Origin of the sequence: Cronbergia sp. UHCC 0137, assembly GCF_034932285.1 — a bacterium.
Lineage (GTDB): Bacteria > Cyanobacteriota > Cyanobacteriia > Cyanobacteriales > Nostocaceae > Cronbergia.
On record NZ_JAYGHC010000021.1, the window covers coordinates 1 to 17,288 of the forward strand.

Below are 17,288 nucleotides of genomic sequence, written 5' to 3' on the forward strand. Positions count from 1 at the left end.
GAGTATACATTACTTTTTACTCTTCTATCTTCAATATTATCAATCTGTTTTGCTACTTCTGTTAAGGTTTGGATGCGGTTATCTGTTTTAGTCAAAACTGCCAGTGGTAATAGTCCTGGATATTGTTGAAATATTTCAGTTGGTTGCTCCCATAATCTAATTACATTAAACTCATGGGTGAGTTTACCTGCCTGAAAGTTGGTTTGAAATACTAAAGGTGAGTCACTTGGTGTTAGATAAATTACGAATTGCCAAATTTCTTTTTCGGGAAATTTACGGTGTAACCGGAGGCGATAGTCTGCCATGCGGAAGGGAAGGTCTGGATCTGGACGAGTTTGAAATTCTATGTGTAGTATAATTGAAATTGACTGTAAGAAGATGAGAGAATCGGCACGAATTGGCTCAACTGAGAGTTCTGACGGTTTGAGTTTTGTAAAATGAATCGGTGTGCCTAGTAGCCAGGTGGCAAAGTCGGTAGGAAATGTTTCGGCTAGGAATTTACAGGTGTTGTCGTACATTTTTAGGACTTACTTGCTGTACAAATTGTAGATGATATGTATAAAGGAAGTTGCCTAGTTTCAGGCTTTTGTCATTTCATAAGTAGTCGGACAAAATTAAATTCACTCGTTGAGAGAGGGAACAGGGAACAGAAAAATCAGTTGTGTAATTAATTATGTCCCATTCCATATTAGTGCGGTGCGTCAGATAGAGAAGGTCTGTTAGATGCTCAACTATCAGGTTTGACGCACCCTACAAGAGATAGTCATTTCATATTAGTGCGGTGCGTCAGATAGAGAAGGTCTGTTAGATGCTCAACTATCAGGTTTGACGCACCCTACAAGAGATAGTCCTATTAATATTGGGGAACTGTAGGATCAACTAATAAAGAGTATGCAGCAATGCCACCTACAATATTTTTAACATTTGTAAATCCTTGGTCTATTAGCCACTGGCACATCTGAGCAGAACGAATACCATGATGACATAATACCAGAGTTTCTGCATGGGGGTCAAAGCGATCGCTAATATTTTCATTCCATTGGGCAAATTCACTCAAAGGAAGATTGACAAAATTCTCAATTTTTGCTAATGCAAGTTCTTGCGGTTCACGAACATCCACCAATTGCAGTTGGGTGTCACCTGACGAAAGACGCTGTGCTAGTTCCTCGACGCTGATTTGGGGCATGGTTTGATTAAAAGATTTACTGAGCATGGAGTTTTTCTAAACAATCAAATCTATACTATTCATGTTGGCAGAAAAGCGATAAAATAGGTTGAATGTGAATAGAGAACGTTCTTTTTTTGGTTTTATTGTCGCTGGTGCGATCGCTCTGGTCTTAACTGGTATCATTGGTTTTTACTGGTTTTTCGTCAAAAGTCCAGTTAGTCTTGTCTTTCCTAATACTCAACCAAGGGCTGGGATTTTTGTATCAAAACTAGCTCCTGTGATGGTATCATTGCTGGTAAACCCTGACAAGTTGGAGTCACTAGATAAGAAAGGGGAAGTTTCTCAACTCAAGGCCAGTTTATTTACTAAAAGTACAATCAATTACCAAGAAGATATTAAACCTTGGTTAGGAAATGAAATTACATTGGCTGTAACTAGCCCAGACCTAGACCACGACCCGGAAAACGGTCTACAACCAGGATATTTGATGGCAGTGGCTACGGCAAAATCAGCAAAAAGCCGTGAGTTTTTAGAATTGCTATTTTCTCAAAGAGCTTTAGCTGGGTCAACTTTGGCTGTAGAAAGATACAAAGGTGTGAAGTTGATTTCTGATCAACCAGAAGCAGCTAAATTAACAAATATTCAAACTGGTTTGGCTGGTGCAGTTGTTGATAAATTTGTATTATTTGCCAATGACGTTCAAGTTTTACGAGGGGCAATTAACAACATTCAAGCCCCGGATTTAAATTTGAGTAGTGATCCAATTTATCAAAAAGCTCTTGAACAAATACCCAAAAGTTCTATGTCTGTAGCTTTTTTAAATCTGCCCCGCGTGGCACAATGGCAAGGGTTAGATTTTGCAGAAGCTACATATAACAACGAAATTATTGCTTTAATTTTAAATTCCCAAGGGTTGCTGGTTGAAAGCACATTTTTGACTAAATTGCAAGTACCACCTCCATTTTTACCGCTATCTAAACCTGTGGAGGCTTTAAAATATATTCCAGAATCGGCAAGTTTAGCGATCGCTGGGACAAATTTAAAGGATATAGGTAAAAGTGATTTAGGGCAACTGTGGAAGCAAGGAACGGGAACTATCTATGGTTCTGGGGAAGATACTCTTTCTCGGTGGTTCAAACCCTTGGTGGAACTACAAACAGCTTGGGGGTTAAATTTTGCAGAAGATATTTTTCCTTGGGTTAATGGTGAATATGCCCTAGCTTTGTTACCCAGTGGAGAAAAAACTAGCCTAGATTGGGTGTTTGTAGTGGAAAAAACGCCCCAAATATTAACAGGTATAGCAGATTTGAATGCGATCGCGATCGCTCAAGGCATTAATGTCACATCAGTGAATCTCAATCAACAGCAAATCTCCACCTGGACAGAGTTAACAGCCACCACTCAAGACAAAGCAGCCGTTACCGTAGATACAAAGATATTAGCAGCCCATACAACCAAAGATAATTATGAAATATTCACCTCGAACTTGGCAATATTAGATCAAATCCTCACAGGTCAGGCAAAATTCTTGAGCAATAATCCCGACTTCCAGGATAGTATCGCCCCAATTCCCCAACCAAATCAAGGTTATATATATCTTGATTGGAATCAAAGCCAACAAATGTTAGAACGTCAACTACCCCTGCTGAAATTCGTAGAAATGTTAGGAAAACCACTATTTAACAATCTGCGATCGCTTACAGTCAGTAACTATAGCACCGAACCAGGGACACTCAAAGGCGGTATTTTCTTCAAAATTGACCGCTAAGAGACTTCCAACTCAAAAAACATCCCGTCGTTGTGATGGCAGGGGGCAGGGGGCAGGGGGAAGAAAAGTCCCTTTGATTTGGTGAAATTAGATCATCTTTTTTGTGGAGTTCTCTAAAGAAGGTGACAGGGAAGAAATATATTTTCCCATTCTCACCTGACCTTTATTTTGCTACAATGGCTACAATATTGCCTTTTTCTTAATAAAGTTAGTTAATCATAATCAATCGAAAGTCTGTAGGAGTTCTATGATGAAATATTGTCACCTCTGGCTGCTGATTCCAGGTGGCTGGCTTTTGACTGCACTCATGCAGATGATCACTACACCCGCATTAGCACAAACGGCTAATTTTGGGACAATTAGTTTATCAGTAGGCTTTGAACCTTCACAGGGCAAGGTTTCTGGGTATATGGGTGGTTCTTATTCATTATCTACCATGAGCAACCGCGATCGCGATCAAAAAGCCTGTATTGGATTTGCAGATCCTAACCCAGACCACATCATGATCTTAGAAAAAGACTTTGAGAAGTTGAAAATTTTAGTAAACAGTGGTGGTTACGACACAACTTTATTTATCAAAGGACCCAACGAAGAGACAGTGCGTTGTGGTGATGATACGGGTAGAAGTAAAGACGCTAGTGTGAGCGATAAGGATTGGAAAAAAGGGACTTATCGCATTTGGGTGGGAACATTTAACCCTGGGGTAAAACATAACTACACTTTGACAATAGAGCAGAACTAAAATTGCTTTGAGGCAATAACCAACCCTTAAAATATGATAAATTATAGGATAGGGCGATACTTGTCCTATCCTAAAGTCCTTAGATTAGATAAATGCCATCATTCTAACAGTGAAGCAGAAACTAACTGGAAATCTTTAGGTAAATTTAACAAGACTTACGCACAGCATACAAAACATCGGGGTTGGAGATTGGGAAAGCCTACCACACCTTACCGCGTAGCTTGCTTTCCCCAGGGTAAGAAAGTCTCGCAATGACGAAAATACCTTAATCTTGTTGCGTAAGTTCTATTTGAGTAAGTTTAGTAAAGCGGTATATCTCGATGCTGTCTACATTGCGTGCCGATTTTCGCATTATCTTTGAACGTGACCCCGCTGCCCGGAATTGGCTAGAAGTTTTGTTTTGTTATCCAGGTTTGCAAGCCCTAACATTCTATCGGCTGGCTCACTGGTTGTCTAGCATTGGTCTTCCCCTAATCCCCCGTTTGATTTCTCACATAGCCCGGTTCTTAACTGGCATTGAAATTCACCCAGGGGCTACCATTGGTCAGGGTGTATTTATTGACCACGGAATGGGAGTAGTGATTGGTGAAACCGCCATTGTTGGAGACTATGCCCTAATTTACCAAGGCGTTACCCTGGGAGGTACAGGTAAAGAAAGCGGTAAGCGTCACCCCACTTTAGGCGAAAATGTTGTTGTGGGTGCAGGTGCAAAGGTGTTGGGAAATATCCAAATTGGCAACAGTGTCCGCATTGGTGCTGGTTCGGTTGTTTTAAGAGATGTTCCTTCTGATTGTACTGTTGTTGGCGTACCTGGCCGCATTATCTATCGTTCTGGAGTCCGGGTGTCTCCCCTCGAACACAACAACTTACCAGACTCAGAGGCTCAAGTTATTCGTGCCTTAGTTGACCGCATTGAAGCACTGGAAGAACAAATTCAATCTCTCCAAAATCCGACAAAAACTCCGATTTTAGTAGGTAAGTTCATGCAGGAAGATGAATTGCCCCAAGAACATATCTTCTGTAATCTCAGAGATAAAAAGCTTCAGGAATTTTTTGATGGTGCAGGAATATAGAATAGGGTTTGCTGTTCGTGTAGCGTGCCGTTAGGCATAAAAGTCCTTTCGTTAGGGCTAGGAGTCAGGAGTCAGGAGTCAGAAGTCAGGAGGAAGAATGAGAAGAAGAGAAGAATATAGTTTAATTTGGTCAAGTGATAGGTTTTTGGTAGTTTCAACGCTTATTACTTGCACCTGATTCACTTTTTTAACCTTTAAACTCTTGATATATCTAAGTTTTAGGTTTATTCAGCAAGCCCTAGAATATTTACGCCGTATTGTACTAATCGCTTTTGAGGGGCTGAAATTTTTATTCCGCGCCCCCAAGGGATATTATTCCCATTCAATAGTTCCAGGTGGTTTGGAAGTGATATCGTAAACTACGCGGTTGACTCCTTTGACTTCGTTAACAATACGGTTAGAAATAGCTTCTAATACGTCGTAAGGTACACGGGCCCAGTCTGCTGTCATTCCGTCTTCGCTGGTGACTATTCGGAGGACGATAGGGTAAGCGTAGGTACGTTGATCTCCCATGACACCAACACTGCGAATGGGTAGTAAAACCGCGAAAGCTTGCCAAAAACTATTATATAAGCCCCGTTGATTTACTTCTTGCCGCACAATTAGGTCAGCATCGCGTAAAATATTGAGACGTTCGGCGGTAACTTCGCCTAAAATCCGTATTGCTAAACCAGGTCCAGGAAAAGGTTGTCTTTGGACTATTTCTTCTGGTAATCCAATAGAACGTCCTACTTTGCGGACTTCATCTTTAAATAGTTTCCGTAAGGGTTCAACTAATTTAAATCTGAGGTCTTTAGGTAAACCACCGACGTTGTGATGGCTTTTAATTTTCACAGCTACACGTTCGCCGGTTTGAGGATCAACATTGGTGTTAGCGGATTCTATGACATCTGGATAGAGAGTTCCTTGGGCTAGGTAGTCAAAGTGACCAAGGTGTTTGGATGTTTCTTCAAAGACGCTGATAAATTCGTGACCGATACGGCGGCGTTTTTCTTCTGGATCTGTGATACCGGCGATGGAATTGATAAAGCGATCGCGCGCGTTAACATATTCAACAGGAATATGGAATTGTTCTTGGAATAACTTAACTAACCGTTCTGGTTCTAATTTCCGCATAAAACCTTGGTCGATAAAGACGCAAGTTAGCTGGTCTCCAATGGCTTTATGCAGCAAAAAGGCTAAAGTTGAAGAATCTACTCCCCCGGAAAGGGCTAGTAAAACTCGTTTTTCTCCGACTCTGGCACGAATTTCTCTGATTGACTCTTCGACAAAGGCCGCTGTTGTCCAGGTGGGTTCACATTCACAGATATGGTAGACAAAGTTGCGAATTAATGCTATTCCACCAAGAGAATGAACTACTTCTGGATGGAATTGTACACCATAAAGTTTTTTCTCATGGTCAGCGATCGCTGCACAGGGTGTATTTTCTGTGTGTGCTAACAATTCAAACCCTGGTGGCATTTGTTTTACTGAGTCTCCGTGACTCATCCACATGGTTGTCCCATCTTCGACGTTGGTTAACAAATCGGTGGGATCATCTATATATAATGATGCTTTACCGTATTCACCCCGTTCGGCTTGGACTACTTCTCCACCCAGTTGGTTAACCATTAACTGCATCCCGTAGCAAACGCCAAGGATGGGGATACCTAAATTCCAAATTTCTGGGTCACAATGGGGAGAGCGATCGCTATAAACTGAGTTTGGTCCACCGGAGAGGATGATTCCTTTGGGATTCAGTTGGCGTAGTTGTTCAGCATCAGTGCGATAAGAAAGGACTTCAGAATATACTTGAGTTTCGCGGATACGACGAGCGATTAATTCAGAGTATTGAGAACCAAAATCCAGAATAACTATAATTTGACGGTTTAGCGGCCTCAAATTTCCCTGTGTTTGAGGTGCTGGTTCGGTTAGTAGATTCACCGCTGTATTCATGATGACCTGTGTGTGTCGGTAAGGATAAATTATCAGTCTATGGTCTTAAACCATTACCAGATTATGGTAATAGATAGCTCTATAGACGCGATTTTTGCCGCGTCTGGGTAGCCAATCAATCTGACCTGGTATTACAAAAGAAAAATCTCTCTAAAGGAGGTAATGAAGAAAGTGTTATTTGATTTGTTTATGATAATTCATATTAAGTTAGCACAATTTTTCCATTAGGATACAACCAGTTTTACTTTTGACGATAATTTGGCGATCGCGATCAAACAGCAAAGAACCACAATTAGGGATTTCACTGTGATCGCTGTGACTTTTGATATATTCGCTCACACGGCTATCAATGGTTTCGGCGATCGTGTGATAAATTTTCTCAACCCAATTGCTACCAGTATTTTTGTCGAGCGATCGCAGGTGTTGGAGTGCAGCTTCGGCTGTGGGACTATCAAATATTGTTTGAATATCGTTTAAACCTAACCTAGCACAATGGGCTGTTAATATTTCCCTACGGCCATCAGCTAGGTGGTGATGGGTGTGAAAAATCCCCCCTGCTAATTTGATCAATTTACCGTGATAACCAAATAATAGAATTTCTTTAACACCCAATAAATGAGCTTCTACTAACATGGGTCCTAGCCAGTTGGCAGTTTTTACCAATTGTTCTGGGTTAATACCTAGTTTTTGGGCTAAATCCAAGCCATTTTCGCCAATACAAAAGACTAACGTTGTAAATTGACTGGCTTTATTTTGTAAGTCGGTGCGGAAAGCTGTTAATTGATCCGGTGTACTCAATGGTTGAGATATACCCGTTGTTCCGAGTAACGAGAGTCCTTCGACTACACCAAAAGCCGAGTTGGATGTCCGTACAGCGAGCGATCGCCCTTGAGGTAAAATGATAGTTACTTTGATTTTTTCCCCTGGTTCTAGCATCCGGGATAGGTTCTCTGTCAACAACCTGTGAGCGTAGGCATAAATGGCCGCCTTTCCCTCACCATTTAATTGCTTACCAATTCCCTCTCCACCTTCGATTCTAATTGTCTCTCCATCGCCCGTTACCCAGTCCACCATTGCCCAAATTGGTGTATTTTTGGTCAAATCGAGGTTATCTCCCGGATCACTGCGGGTAATCGCCAAAGCGTTATTTTCAGATAATCCGGCTACCTGTTCAATGGGAATTTCGGCTATTTGGTTTGGTTCAATTAAATCTACAGCTACCACGGTTACAGCTTGGTGATCACGTAACCAATGTAAAGCGGCTAAGGCAGCAGCACAAGCAAACACAGGTAAAGTATATCCAGAACGTGACATAAAATATTTTTCAAACGCCAACTTCTGCAAGCAAAACTTCCATAGCTTCCCTAGATATTGCTCTTTCAATATAACGGGGTGATTCTGGATTATAAGGACTAGCTATGCGATCAATGGCAATAATTTCTGCTTCATTGGGCAAAACTGGCACATCAGGATCAAAGGCAGTTGGGCGCATTAAAGAACTAGAAAACCCCTTGAAAATAGCAATTTTATCTTGTTCATCAGCGATATTGATAGTGACGATTAGGACTTCTTGAGGGCGTTTAATGGTGTATTGTTCTAGACGTTTACCTATGAAATTATTCATTTAGGACTACTATATATAATCTAAGCAGGGGAGACATAAAGATCAAGAAAATGTGAAGTTAATTCGTTAAGTTCGTGATGCGGAACGTCCTTGTTTACCTAATTTTACTAACACAAAATAGCTTAAATAAAGCACATAAATCACTAATCCAACTATTCCTAAAAACCCTAAAAATGCTGGTTTGCTGTTGGCATGAAAATAGTCCTTAAACATTAATGGTGTTTCTAACCAAACTCTACAATAAGGCGTTTTGAGGGCTTCTGTAGAAAAAGCGCAATTAACAAAAGGAGTGAAAGCGATCGCACTTAAAACACAATAAACGCTAACTGCCCATCGCCAGGAAGTAAAAATAAGTTTTAATAATCCACTAGATTGATATTCAATTTCATCATTGATATCTATCCAGAACCAAAGAGAAATAGGGATGAGGATGCGAGCCATTAAACCAGACATAAAACTCACTGCTAATCCACCAATCATCAAGTAAATTGTAATCCCTAATAAAGTTGCCACACGCCAGTAAATTATTAACAAACGTTGTATTGCTTCTGATTTTTGGACAAATGACCAAATTAGGAGGATAAGGGGAATAATTACTACAAATAATAATCCTAGTCGATAGTCCATCCAAACAAAAGGGCGAAACCAAATTTGTTCCATAAATTTTGTAAATTAATAGGGGATTGGTCTAGTAGACAAAAAGGCAAGCAACTTTGATATCTATAATTCTAATATTCAGTTAGTAGATATTGGTTGCTTGCTCAATAGTACCAATGCGTGGCAGTAAAATTTCCAAAAGCTGATTTGTAATAATAGTTTTATTTCTGCCGTGCTGTATTAGATGGATACAAAACACCAGAAATTATCGCAGCTGGCAAGGGGGTTAGGACATTGGTTTAAGCCATTCATGAACCTCTTTTCACAACAGGGTTTTACTCCTGACTCCTGACTCCTGCTACAATTTCTAGTCTTCGTAAAGCCGACACTCATCTGCATCTGGGTTAGCATCACAGTATTTTTCTAGAGAGTTCTTTGGTTTAACTTGACGCTGGTGAGAAGCCTCGGCTTGTAGTTCTTCAACTGCATCCCAAGCAGCAGCACACTCTGCGGAGTTAGTACCTGAAGTATCACAGACAACACGGGCTTCTTGGATCTCTTCTTCGATCTTTTCTTGGATGTTGGTTTCTACTTTTTCTTGGATGTTAGTCATTGATTTAATCTCGTTGTATGTTGTTTATACCAGTGTAGAAAAGTTGCAAAAATGGTAATTTTGACTCTATCGCCTACCATTCTAACCACTTAGCTGATAAGTTCATGTTAGAGCCTCATAATCTATCACTAATACAGTAAAATTCTTCACTTCTAGTAACTTACTCTTTATATTTTAAGATTTTGGGGTGTCATCCGATTACAGTATGTCTGGATTTTCCCCCAATTCTCTTAATCTAGCTGCTAAACGTGCATTTTTAGCGATCGCCGCTTCTGCCTGTTTAGCTGCCGCTTCTGCTGTCGATAAAACTACATTACCAGAGACATCGTAAAAACGAAGCCAGGGTGCAGTCTCTCTGTAGATTGTTCCTTCCCAAGTCCCCAACCAAAAACCTAACCGTTGACACCATAACCATCCCCGTTCGTCTGGGGTTAGAGGTTGATATTCTTGATTAGCATCTAAATGCCAACCTTGTAAGGAATTTGGGTCAAAGGGGTCATAGATAAAATAATCGGATGTGCGGAAAATCTGCTGATAAATATCTTTTTTGGTCGTTTTATCTACTTTTGCTGTAGATGGTGACATTAATTCAACAATTACATCAGGATAGCGTCCATTTTCTTCCCATACTACCCATCCTTGTCTGGGGGTAGTTCCATCGACGTTTAGCACAGCAAAAAAATCTGGTCCACGGAAATCTTGGTTACGAATTTGGGTGCTACTGTAATATATAAACATATTGCCCCCAGCAAAAAAGTCATTGCGATCAGCCCATGCTTGTTGCAATGAATCAATCAGGACATTCATCCCAATTCGGTGTCGATTTGATTCCAAGGGTTCACCATCATCAAATATTAGGTTTGTTGGTGGCTGGTGAGATTCCCAGTCCACAATGGCTAGATTGTTTTCGGTTGTCATTTTTCACCTTTTTGATCAAGCCTAAATTTTTATCGAAGGCATGAGTTAGGGAACTGAAAAAGAGTTCAGTGGCTTCAAATCAGGAGGGTTAATCCCTTCTGCCTTCTGCCTCCTTCATGATAGTCTAGTTTGTTGTCAGTATGGGAGTTACCTGATTAAAAGTGTACTGTTGTTATCAATTAATGTAGCACTACTACCGTGAGCTATCGCCCCATATTCTCGGATATAATGACGTACTTCTAGGGGAAATTGGGGATAGTCTAACATTCCATCTCCATCGGCTACTGTTGCCCAAAATTCCCGTAAACTGGGAGCTAGTTCTTGAGCTTGATTTAATGGTAGATTTAGGGGTGGTAAAGTCAGTAACTTGATAACAAAAGGTAAAGAGCGATCGCCCATCCACTGTTTTGAGGACTGTTGTAAGTTAGGGAAATCACTGACCGATTCAACCCGATGAGATAAAATTTCTAACCATTCTCTACCGAGGCGATCGCGGTGGAACTCTAACACTCTATAAGGATGGGGATAACTAACTAAAGAACCGGTAGTAATATCATAAATCCCTTCGGTTTCAGCCACATCTTGAACGTGTAAATGGCCAGTAAATACTAATTTTACCCCATATTTTCGCAATAATTGGCGAAGTTCCGGCGCATTTTCTAACATATAGCGATTTGCCATTGGGTGATTTGATTGATTTGGCAAATGCTCGACAACGTTGTGATGTATCATTAATAATACTAAATCATCACCAATCCCAGTTAATTCCCTTTCTAACCATAGGAGTTGTTGGTTATCCAAACGCCCGACTTGTTGATCTTGATGATCAAAAGAGTTAGAATTTAAACCAATTAATCGCACTCCTGGCAATAGTTGACAATTGTAATACATTTGCTCTGGATTTTCATAACCAAACTTGCGATAATAATAAGGAAATTCAGTAAAACCAATTGATTTTTCATTAGCATTTAGCACTGGAACATCATGATTTCCAGGGACAACATAAACAGGAAAAGGTAACTGAGATAACTTAGTTCGTAACCAATCATGGTTTTCTGGTTCACCGTGCTGGGTTAGGTCTCCAGGAATCAAAAGAAAGTCTAAATCTAGTTGTATTAAATGTTCTAGCACACTTTCCAAAGCTGGAATACTTACTTCTACGAGATGGAATCTGCTAGGATGATCCCAAATTGTGTGGGGAAGTGCAATGTGTAAATCGCTGACTATAGCAAAACGAAAATTAAGATTCATGAATTTAAGTAAATATTAAAGGTAGGGTGGAAATAATCTTTTTCTAAGAGTATAACTTTTAATTTGTCTAGCTGGGAATCGGTCATTATATTTAATATTGATATTTTTAGTTAAAATAGCACATTACTGATAGCCATTTTTAATTTATGATAATTTAGTCAAGTTACACAGAGGTTTGTTGTGAAACGTTATTATTGCGTTTTTCTATGTTTATTGTTGGTAAGTGCGTGTTCATCACCCTCAGTTTATGCGGATCAAACAATGAATTGCCAAGCCACTGATAAAAAGGCGATCGCTTCCCTGTTTGACCGTTGGAATGCCTCTCTTGCGACTCTTGATCCTGATAAAGTTGTAGCTAACTACTCGGATGATGCTGTGCTTTTACCTACTGTTTCCAATAAGCCCCGTTTGAATCACAGGCAAATTCGTGACTATTTTGTGGAATTTCTGAAGCAAAAGCCGCAAGGTAAGATTAACCAACGGGTGATTAAAATTGGCTGTAACACGGCTTCTGATGTTGGGCTTTATACTTTTACTCTGCGAGATAAAAAAGGAAAAACCACAGTTGTCAAAGCTCGTTATTCCTATATTTACGACTATCAAAATGGTCAATGGCTAATTGAGCATCATCATTCTTCAGCCTTGCCAGAGTAACTATTAACTCAAGTTGCTAGTTATCTAGTTGAGGTTGATCATTGGTAAGTAATTTTTTGTTTTAATCCAACACGGTTCAGTTGAGCCTGAAATTCTTTTTTAAACGAACCACAGAGGCACAGAGGACACAGAGAAATGAGAAGAACAAATTTTTGACTGAACTGTATTGTGTTTTAATCCTGTAAATCCTTTAATCCTGGACATCCTGTATCCCTTACGGGAGGCGTTAGCCATATCAGACATTTTCCCTAACTAGCAACTTACGTTATTAGGGGGCAGGGGGCAGGGAAGCAGGGGAAGCAGGGGAAGCAGGAGAGGAATAATTAATTTATTACCCATCACCCATCACCCATCACCAATCACCAATTAACCTTGAACAATAGGAATAGTGAAGTTAAATTTACTTCCTTGATCTTTCCCTGTTGATTCTGCCCAGATTTTACCACCCCAGCCGGTGACAATTTGGCGACAAATTGCTAGACCCAACCCAGTTCCACCGGCCGTTCGACGCAAAGCACCTTCTTCTTGATAAAAACGGTCAAAAACCACCTCTAAACGATTGGGTTCAATGCCCCTGCCAGTATCGGCTACAATCACCTCCACCATTTGATTTTGGTTTTGACTAGCCTTAATGGTAATTTCACCCTCAGACGGTGTAAATTTACAGGCATTGTCGATGAGTTTGGCTAGTACCTCCACCAACCAATCACCATCAGCTTTAATTAGAGGTAAGGTTGGATCAATTTGGGTTTTAACCAGGGGTGGCTTTTCACTAGACGATCGCGATCGCAATCGACTCAGCGCTAAATCTACACATTCTTGCAAACTCAAAGATTCTGGATGCCATTCTACCCGGCCACTTTCTAAATTAGAAAGGGTGAGGAAATCTTGTACCAATTTCCGCATTCTCTCGGAGTCAGAAAGAGCCGTACTCAACATTACCTGCTGCAATTCTAAGGGCATATCTGGCTCACTGGCCAGGCTTTCTAAACAAACTTGAATGGTAGATAGGGGGGTACGCAGTTCGTGACCAGTGATGGCAATTAAGTTACTGCGGGTGCGGTCTAGGGCTTCTAGTTGTTTATTTAACTCTTCTAAATTCGCAAAGGCTTCCGCTTGAATCAAAGATGCTCCCACTTGAATAGCGATCGCTTTCACCAAATCTAATTCTCCAGTTTGCCACTCATGGGACGGCAATTGGCTATAATGTAGTTCTACAATCCCCAACAGTCTTCCCTGAGAAAACACTGGTTCCATTACCCAAGAACGAATGGCGAACTTTTTCACAATCAAGGATAGTGCTGGTGAACTGATTACCCGATAGTCAGTTTGTGTATCTGAAACACACACTCCCTCACCCTGCTGCATAATTTCTTGAAACAGTGGATTGTGTTCTAAATCCCAGGTTTGTCCCCGGATAGACTTGACCCCAGGATTGAGAAATTCATGTTCAATGATTGCTTGGACTTCCGTAGCTTGCACCCGATAAATTAAACAGCGACAAGTTTGTAGATGTTCTCCCAGTTCTTCGGCTGCTACTTGCAAAACTGCGTGGGGATCTAGCGATCGCCTAATGGCCGTACTAATGGAATTTACTAACCGTTCCTTTCTGGCTAAAGCAGCGATCGAACGATAAGCCTTATGTAATTTGTATTGACTAGCTTGCAAATAAGTTACTAACCTTTGAACAAAGGGATCAGTATCAATATCACAGGCATATTCGTTATTAATTACTGTACCAAAGTGAAGTCTTTGTTGGCCAATTCCAAAGCGTTGACGAGCTTGATTAATTTTACCCACCAAATCTGGTCTATAAACCAAAATCCTGTTTAATAATAACTCGGCAGTTTTAACGCTAACCCCTCTTTCCGAAGTCCAAATGCCCTCAAATCTTCGCGCCGTATCCATATCCAGACTAGGACTAATCTCTAAAATTGGCTGATTTTTGGCAATAGAACCAACGCTTTCTCGACACACAAGACAAGTAGCATAATTATCAGCAATAACCACCAGATGCCATTCTTGGGTTAACGCATCATTTGGTTTAAAAGCTACTTTTTCATAATATTCCGAGCTATTAGCAAAATCCGTTTCTGGGGCAGATAGAACGTATATTTGGTTACTACGTTGGGAAAGTCGTTGATAGCGATGAGCTTCTTGGCGATAAAAACGCTCTCGTTGGAAACTAGCAATTATCAGGGGTTTATCCAGAGTTGCAGCCAAAACTTGGTCTTCCATTGCATGGGAGAGCGCCGTCAGTGAAGCTTTGAAATATAGTTGAGTCCGCAAGTACGGTAGTGACTGTAGTAAATCACCAAGCACGGAAGTCGAAATGCTCATGAATATCGTTAAAGGCCACTAAGCCCAATATACATTCTCAACCAACTTTCCTAGCAGGGAGGTATGGAGGAAAAAATAGTTGTTTATGAGTATTTGTAATTTATAGCATCTCTAAATGCTCATCAGCGAATAAACCCAATGAAAATCCCTAGATTCCAACCTTGACTTCAAGTTAATAACCGATAAATTAGGTGATGGGTGATGGGTAATGGGTAATAAATTAATTATTCCTCCCCTGCCTCCCCTGCCTCCCCTGCCTCCCCTGCTTCCCCTGCTTCCCCTTCCCCCTGCCCCCTGCCCCCAATCCCTATGACACCAGAAAAGATATTCTTGGATGGAAAAACTTTTATTACCGCAGAACAAGCGCCGATCGCTGAATGGCCTTGTGTAATTAGTGAGAGGCCACAGCCGACCCTGACAGCAAAAGATGATGATTTATTCTTAGTCACAGACACGATGGGGAATATTTCTGGTTGTTCCCTCCAGGATGGAAACCCTAATATGGGGCTGTTTTGCGCTGACACCAGATTTTTAAATCGCTTAGAATTGCAAATAGAGGGGCGATCGCCAGTCCTGCTCAGTGGTAGTGCTGACAAAGGATTTGCCATGACAGTTTTGTGTACTAATCCTAAAATTGATGGACATCTCACCCCGGACACCGTAGGTATTCGTCGGGAAATGGTACTCAATGGCGCACTTTTTGAAGAAATAGAAGTCACCAACTACAGCACCACTCACATTAGTTTTGAAATTAGTCTCAGTTTTGATGCTGATTTTGTCGATTTATTTGAAGTCCGGGGTTACAACAGAACAAAACGAGGTCAGCTTTTACGCTTTGTAGAACCCATAACTGATAGTGTTGCACCCCCAACTCCACACCATTCACTTCACGAACGAGAAGAATCTCTCACACTGGCTTATCAAGGCTTAGATGGGTCGGTGATGGAATCTCGCATCCAATTTCAATACCGACAACCAGACCATTTGCAAGGTTATACAGCAGTGTGGCGGCTAAAATTGGCTTCCCATGAAACCCAAAAACTGGGTTATCGGCTGAATATGTTTACCAATAATCAGTCTAGTTCTACTGTTAATGCGGCTATTACTTTAGGACAAGCAAAAGCAGCCGAATTGATGGAAGAACAAAACTGGGTACAACAAATTACCCGCATTAGTTCAGATAAAAGTCTTTTTAATCGCGTAATTGAAAGGGCTGAACAAGACTTGTATTTATTACGTCAATCTTTTGGCAAACATAAAACCGTTTCGGCTGGTGTACCTTGGTTTTCCACATTATTTGGACGAGATTCGATTATTACAGCTTCCCAAACTTTGATGTTAAACCCGCAAATCAGCAAAGAAACCTTAATGCTGTTAGCCGAATATCAAGGAAAAGTTGAGGATCAATGGCGGGAAGAAGAACCTGGTAAAATTTTGCATGAGTTACGGTTAGGGGAAATGGCGCGTTGTCAAGAAATTCCCCACACACCATACTATGGAACAGTGGATGCGACTCCGTTGTGGTTGATGCTCTATGCTGAATACTATGCTTGGACTCACGACATAGAAACCATAGAGCAACTTTGGCCTAATGCTTTGGCCGCAATGGATTGGATCGATCGCCATCTGCAAGAAACTGGCTATTTGAGCTATTATCGTCAATCAAAACGGGGTTTAACTAACCAAGGTTGGAAAGATTCTGGTGATTGTATTGTTAATCGTAAGGGTGAATTAGCTCAAGGGGCGATCGCTCTTTGTGAGGTACAAGCTTACGTTTACGCTGCTAAAATTCGACTAGCAGAAGTTGCCAAAAGCAAAAAACGCCTTGATTTGGTAGAACGTTGGCAAGAAGAAGCTAGAAGTCTCAAAACTAGATTTAACAAAGATTTTTGGCTAGAAGAAGAAGATTTTTATGCTTTGGCTTTAGATGGTGAAGGTCAGCAGGTAGATAGTATCACCTCTAATCCTGGTCATTGTTTATATTTGGGAATCTTCACCCCAGAAAAAGCCTACAGTGTGGCCGAACGGTTGCGAGCGCCTGATATGTTTAATGGTTGGGGGATTCGGACTTTAAGTAGTTTGTCTCCGGCTTATAATCCGATGGGTTATCACACCGGTTCGGTTTGGCCTCATGATAACTCACTCATTGCCATGGGATTGCGATCGCTCGGTTTAATTGACCAAGCCCTGGAACTATACCAAGGTTTATTCAATATGACTTCCCGACAGTCCTATCAACGCCCTCCAGAACTCTTTTGCGGTTACGAACTCAACGGAGACAACAACCCCATCAATTATCCTGTTGCTTGTACACCCCAAGCCTGGGCTACTGGTAGCATTTTCCAATTACTGCAAATGATGGTGAATTTAGTTCCTGATGCCCAAAATAACTGTCTACGGATCATTGATCCCGCCCTACCAGAATCAATTAATCGTCTATCATTGCATAATTTACGGGTAGGTTCGACAATTCTAGATTTGGAATTTGAACGTTCTGGCAATACTACAGCTTGTCGTGTGGCTAAAAAACGGGGTAATCTTCGTGTTGTTATTGAAGCCTAATCTCTTAGTCAGTTCTTAAAAAAATCTACACGCACTCTTGATA

The 17,288-nt window shown here is 40.9% G+C and carries 15 protein-coding genes; 5 read left to right on the top strand and 10 right to left on the bottom strand.

Annotated elements, in window-relative coordinates; all coding sequences use genetic code 11:
* Both VB711_RS12600 and VB711_RS12605 read right to left on the bottom strand, forming a co-directional pair.
* On the bottom strand, window positions 1-518 hold a 518-nt coding region (locus VB711_RS12600), incomplete at its 3' end, for an Rpn family recombination-promoting nuclease/putative transposase (protein ID WP_323286407.1).
* Between the two features lie 335 nt (window positions 519-853).
* Window positions 854-1,213, bottom strand: coding sequence for a rhodanese-like domain-containing protein (locus VB711_RS12605; RefSeq protein ID WP_323286408.1), 360 nt, complete (start codon window positions 1,211-1,213; stop codon window positions 854-856).
* A gap of 67 nt (window positions 1,214-1,280) precedes the next feature.
* Here VB711_RS12605 and VB711_RS12610 point away from each other — a divergent pair, with 67 nt between their 5' ends.
* From VB711_RS12610 to cysE, 3 genes are all read left to right on the top strand, one after another.
* Complete coding sequence (locus tag VB711_RS12610) at window positions 1,281-2,936, top strand: DUF3352 domain-containing protein (protein WP_323286410.1); 1,656 nt, start codon at window positions 1,281-1,283, stop codon at window positions 2,934-2,936.
* Between the two features lie 250 nt (window positions 2,937-3,186).
* Window positions 3,187-3,678 carry a hypothetical protein gene (locus VB711_RS12615; protein WP_323286497.1) on the top strand — a complete coding sequence of 164 codons (492 nt, stop codon included), beginning with the start codon at window positions 3,187-3,189 and terminating at the stop codon, window positions 3,676-3,678.
* Window positions 3,679-3,998: 320 nt separating this feature from the next.
* Window positions 3,999-4,751 (top strand): serine O-acetyltransferase, encoded by a 753-nt coding sequence (gene cysE, locus VB711_RS12620; RefSeq protein WP_323286411.1) that lies wholly within the window; start codon window positions 3,999-4,001, stop codon window positions 4,749-4,751.
* Window positions 4,752-5,063: 312 nt separating this feature from the next.
* On the opposite strand, the gene guaA is transcribed toward cysE, so the two are convergent.
* The 7 genes from guaA to VB711_RS12655 form a co-directional block, all read right to left on the bottom strand.
* On the bottom strand, window positions 5,064-6,686 hold the full coding sequence (guaA, locus tag VB711_RS12625) for a glutamine-hydrolyzing GMP synthase (RefSeq protein WP_323286412.1): 1,623 nt from the start codon (window positions 6,684-6,686) through the stop codon (window positions 5,064-5,066).
* Window positions 6,687-6,893: 207 nt separating this feature from the next.
* Window positions 6,894-8,000, bottom strand: a complete 1,107-nt coding sequence (gene cbiD / locus VB711_RS12630) for a cobalt-precorrin-5B (C(1))-methyltransferase CbiD (RefSeq protein WP_323286413.1) — start codon at window positions 7,998-8,000, stop codon at window positions 6,894-6,896.
* A gap of 10 nt (window positions 8,001-8,010) precedes the next feature.
* On the bottom strand, window positions 8,011-8,310 hold the full coding sequence (locus VB711_RS12635; RefSeq protein ID WP_323286414.1) for a hypothetical protein: 300 nt from the start codon (window positions 8,308-8,310) through the stop codon (window positions 8,011-8,013).
* A gap of 66 nt (window positions 8,311-8,376) precedes the next feature.
* Complete coding sequence (locus VB711_RS12640; RefSeq protein WP_323286415.1) at window positions 8,377-8,970, bottom strand: DUF3177 family protein; 594 nt, start codon at window positions 8,968-8,970, stop codon at window positions 8,377-8,379.
* 304 nt (window positions 8,971-9,274) lie between these two features.
* Window positions 9,275-9,520, bottom strand: coding sequence for a Calvin cycle protein CP12 (locus VB711_RS12645; protein ID WP_323286416.1), 246 nt, complete (start codon window positions 9,518-9,520; stop codon window positions 9,275-9,277).
* 198 nt (window positions 9,521-9,718) lie between these two features.
* Complete coding sequence (locus tag VB711_RS12650; protein ID WP_323286417.1) at window positions 9,719-10,438, bottom strand: Uma2 family endonuclease; 720 nt, start codon at window positions 10,436-10,438, stop codon at window positions 9,719-9,721.
* A gap of 147 nt (window positions 10,439-10,585) precedes the next feature.
* Entirely contained in the window at window positions 10,586-11,689 is a 1,104-nt protein-coding gene (locus VB711_RS12655; RefSeq protein ID WP_323286418.1) for a metallophosphoesterase family protein, read from the bottom strand.
* A 261-nt stretch (window positions 11,690-11,950) separates the two neighbouring features.
* On the opposite strand from VB711_RS12655, the gene VB711_RS12660 reads away from it, so the two are divergent.
* Window positions 11,951-12,343, top strand: coding sequence for an SgcJ/EcaC family oxidoreductase (locus tag VB711_RS12660; RefSeq protein ID WP_323286419.1), 393 nt, complete (start codon window positions 11,951-11,953; stop codon window positions 12,341-12,343).
* Window positions 12,344-12,709: 366 nt separating this feature from the next.
* On the opposite strand, the gene VB711_RS12665 is transcribed toward VB711_RS12660, so the two are convergent.
* Entirely contained in the window at window positions 12,710-14,683 is a 1,974-nt protein-coding gene (locus tag VB711_RS12665) for a DICT sensory domain-containing protein (RefSeq protein ID WP_323286420.1), read from the bottom strand.
* Between the two features lie 309 nt (window positions 14,684-14,992).
* Between VB711_RS12665 and VB711_RS12670 the strand changes: the two genes are divergently transcribed.
* Window positions 14,993-17,245, top strand: a complete 2,253-nt coding sequence (locus VB711_RS12670) for an amylo-alpha-1,6-glucosidase (protein WP_323286421.1) — start codon at window positions 14,993-14,995, stop codon at window positions 17,243-17,245.
* The last annotated feature ends 43 nt before the right edge of the window (window positions 17,246-17,288 follow it).

Bases quoted from the DNA above. Each gene is read 5' to 3' on its own strand.
- VB711_RS12605 (WP_323286408.1), bottom strand. From the start codon at position 1,213: ATGCTCAGTAAATCTTTTAATCAAACCATGCCCCAAATCAGCGTCGAG.
- VB711_RS12615 (WP_323286497.1), top strand. From the start codon at position 3,187: ATGAAATATTGTCACCTCTGGCTGCTGATTCCAGGTGGCTGGCTTTTG.
- cysE (WP_323286411.1), top strand. From the start codon at position 3,999: ATGCTGTCTACATTGCGTGCCGATTTTCGCATTATCTTTGAACGTGAC.
- guaA (WP_323286412.1), bottom strand. From the start codon at position 6,686: ATGAATACAGCGGTGAATCTACTAACCGAACCAGCACCTCAAACACAG.
- cbiD (WP_323286413.1), bottom strand. From the start codon at position 8,000: ATGTCACGTTCTGGATATACTTTACCTGTGTTTGCTTGTGCTGCTGCC.
- VB711_RS12635 (WP_323286414.1), bottom strand. From the start codon at position 8,310: ATGAATAATTTCATAGGTAAACGTCTAGAACAATACACCATTAAACGC.
- VB711_RS12640 (WP_323286415.1), bottom strand. From the start codon at position 8,970: ATGGAACAAATTTGGTTTCGCCCTTTTGTTTGGATGGACTATCGACTA.
- VB711_RS12645 (WP_323286416.1), bottom strand. From the start codon at position 9,520: ATGACTAACATCCAAGAAAAAGTAGAAACCAACATCCAAGAAAAGATC.
- VB711_RS12650 (WP_323286417.1), bottom strand. From the start codon at position 10,438: ATGACAACCGAAAACAATCTAGCCATTGTGGACTGGGAATCTCACCAG.
- VB711_RS12655 (WP_323286418.1), bottom strand. From the start codon at position 11,689: ATGAATCTTAATTTTCGTTTTGCTATAGTCAGCGATTTACACATTGCA.
- VB711_RS12660 (WP_323286419.1), top strand. From the start codon at position 11,951: ATGAATTGCCAAGCCACTGATAAAAAGGCGATCGCTTCCCTGTTTGAC.
- VB711_RS12665 (WP_323286420.1), bottom strand. From the start codon at position 14,683: ATGAGCATTTCGACTTCCGTGCTTGGTGATTTACTACAGTCACTACCG.
- VB711_RS12670 (WP_323286421.1), top strand. From the start codon at position 14,993: ATGACACCAGAAAAGATATTCTTGGATGGAAAAACTTTTATTACCGCA.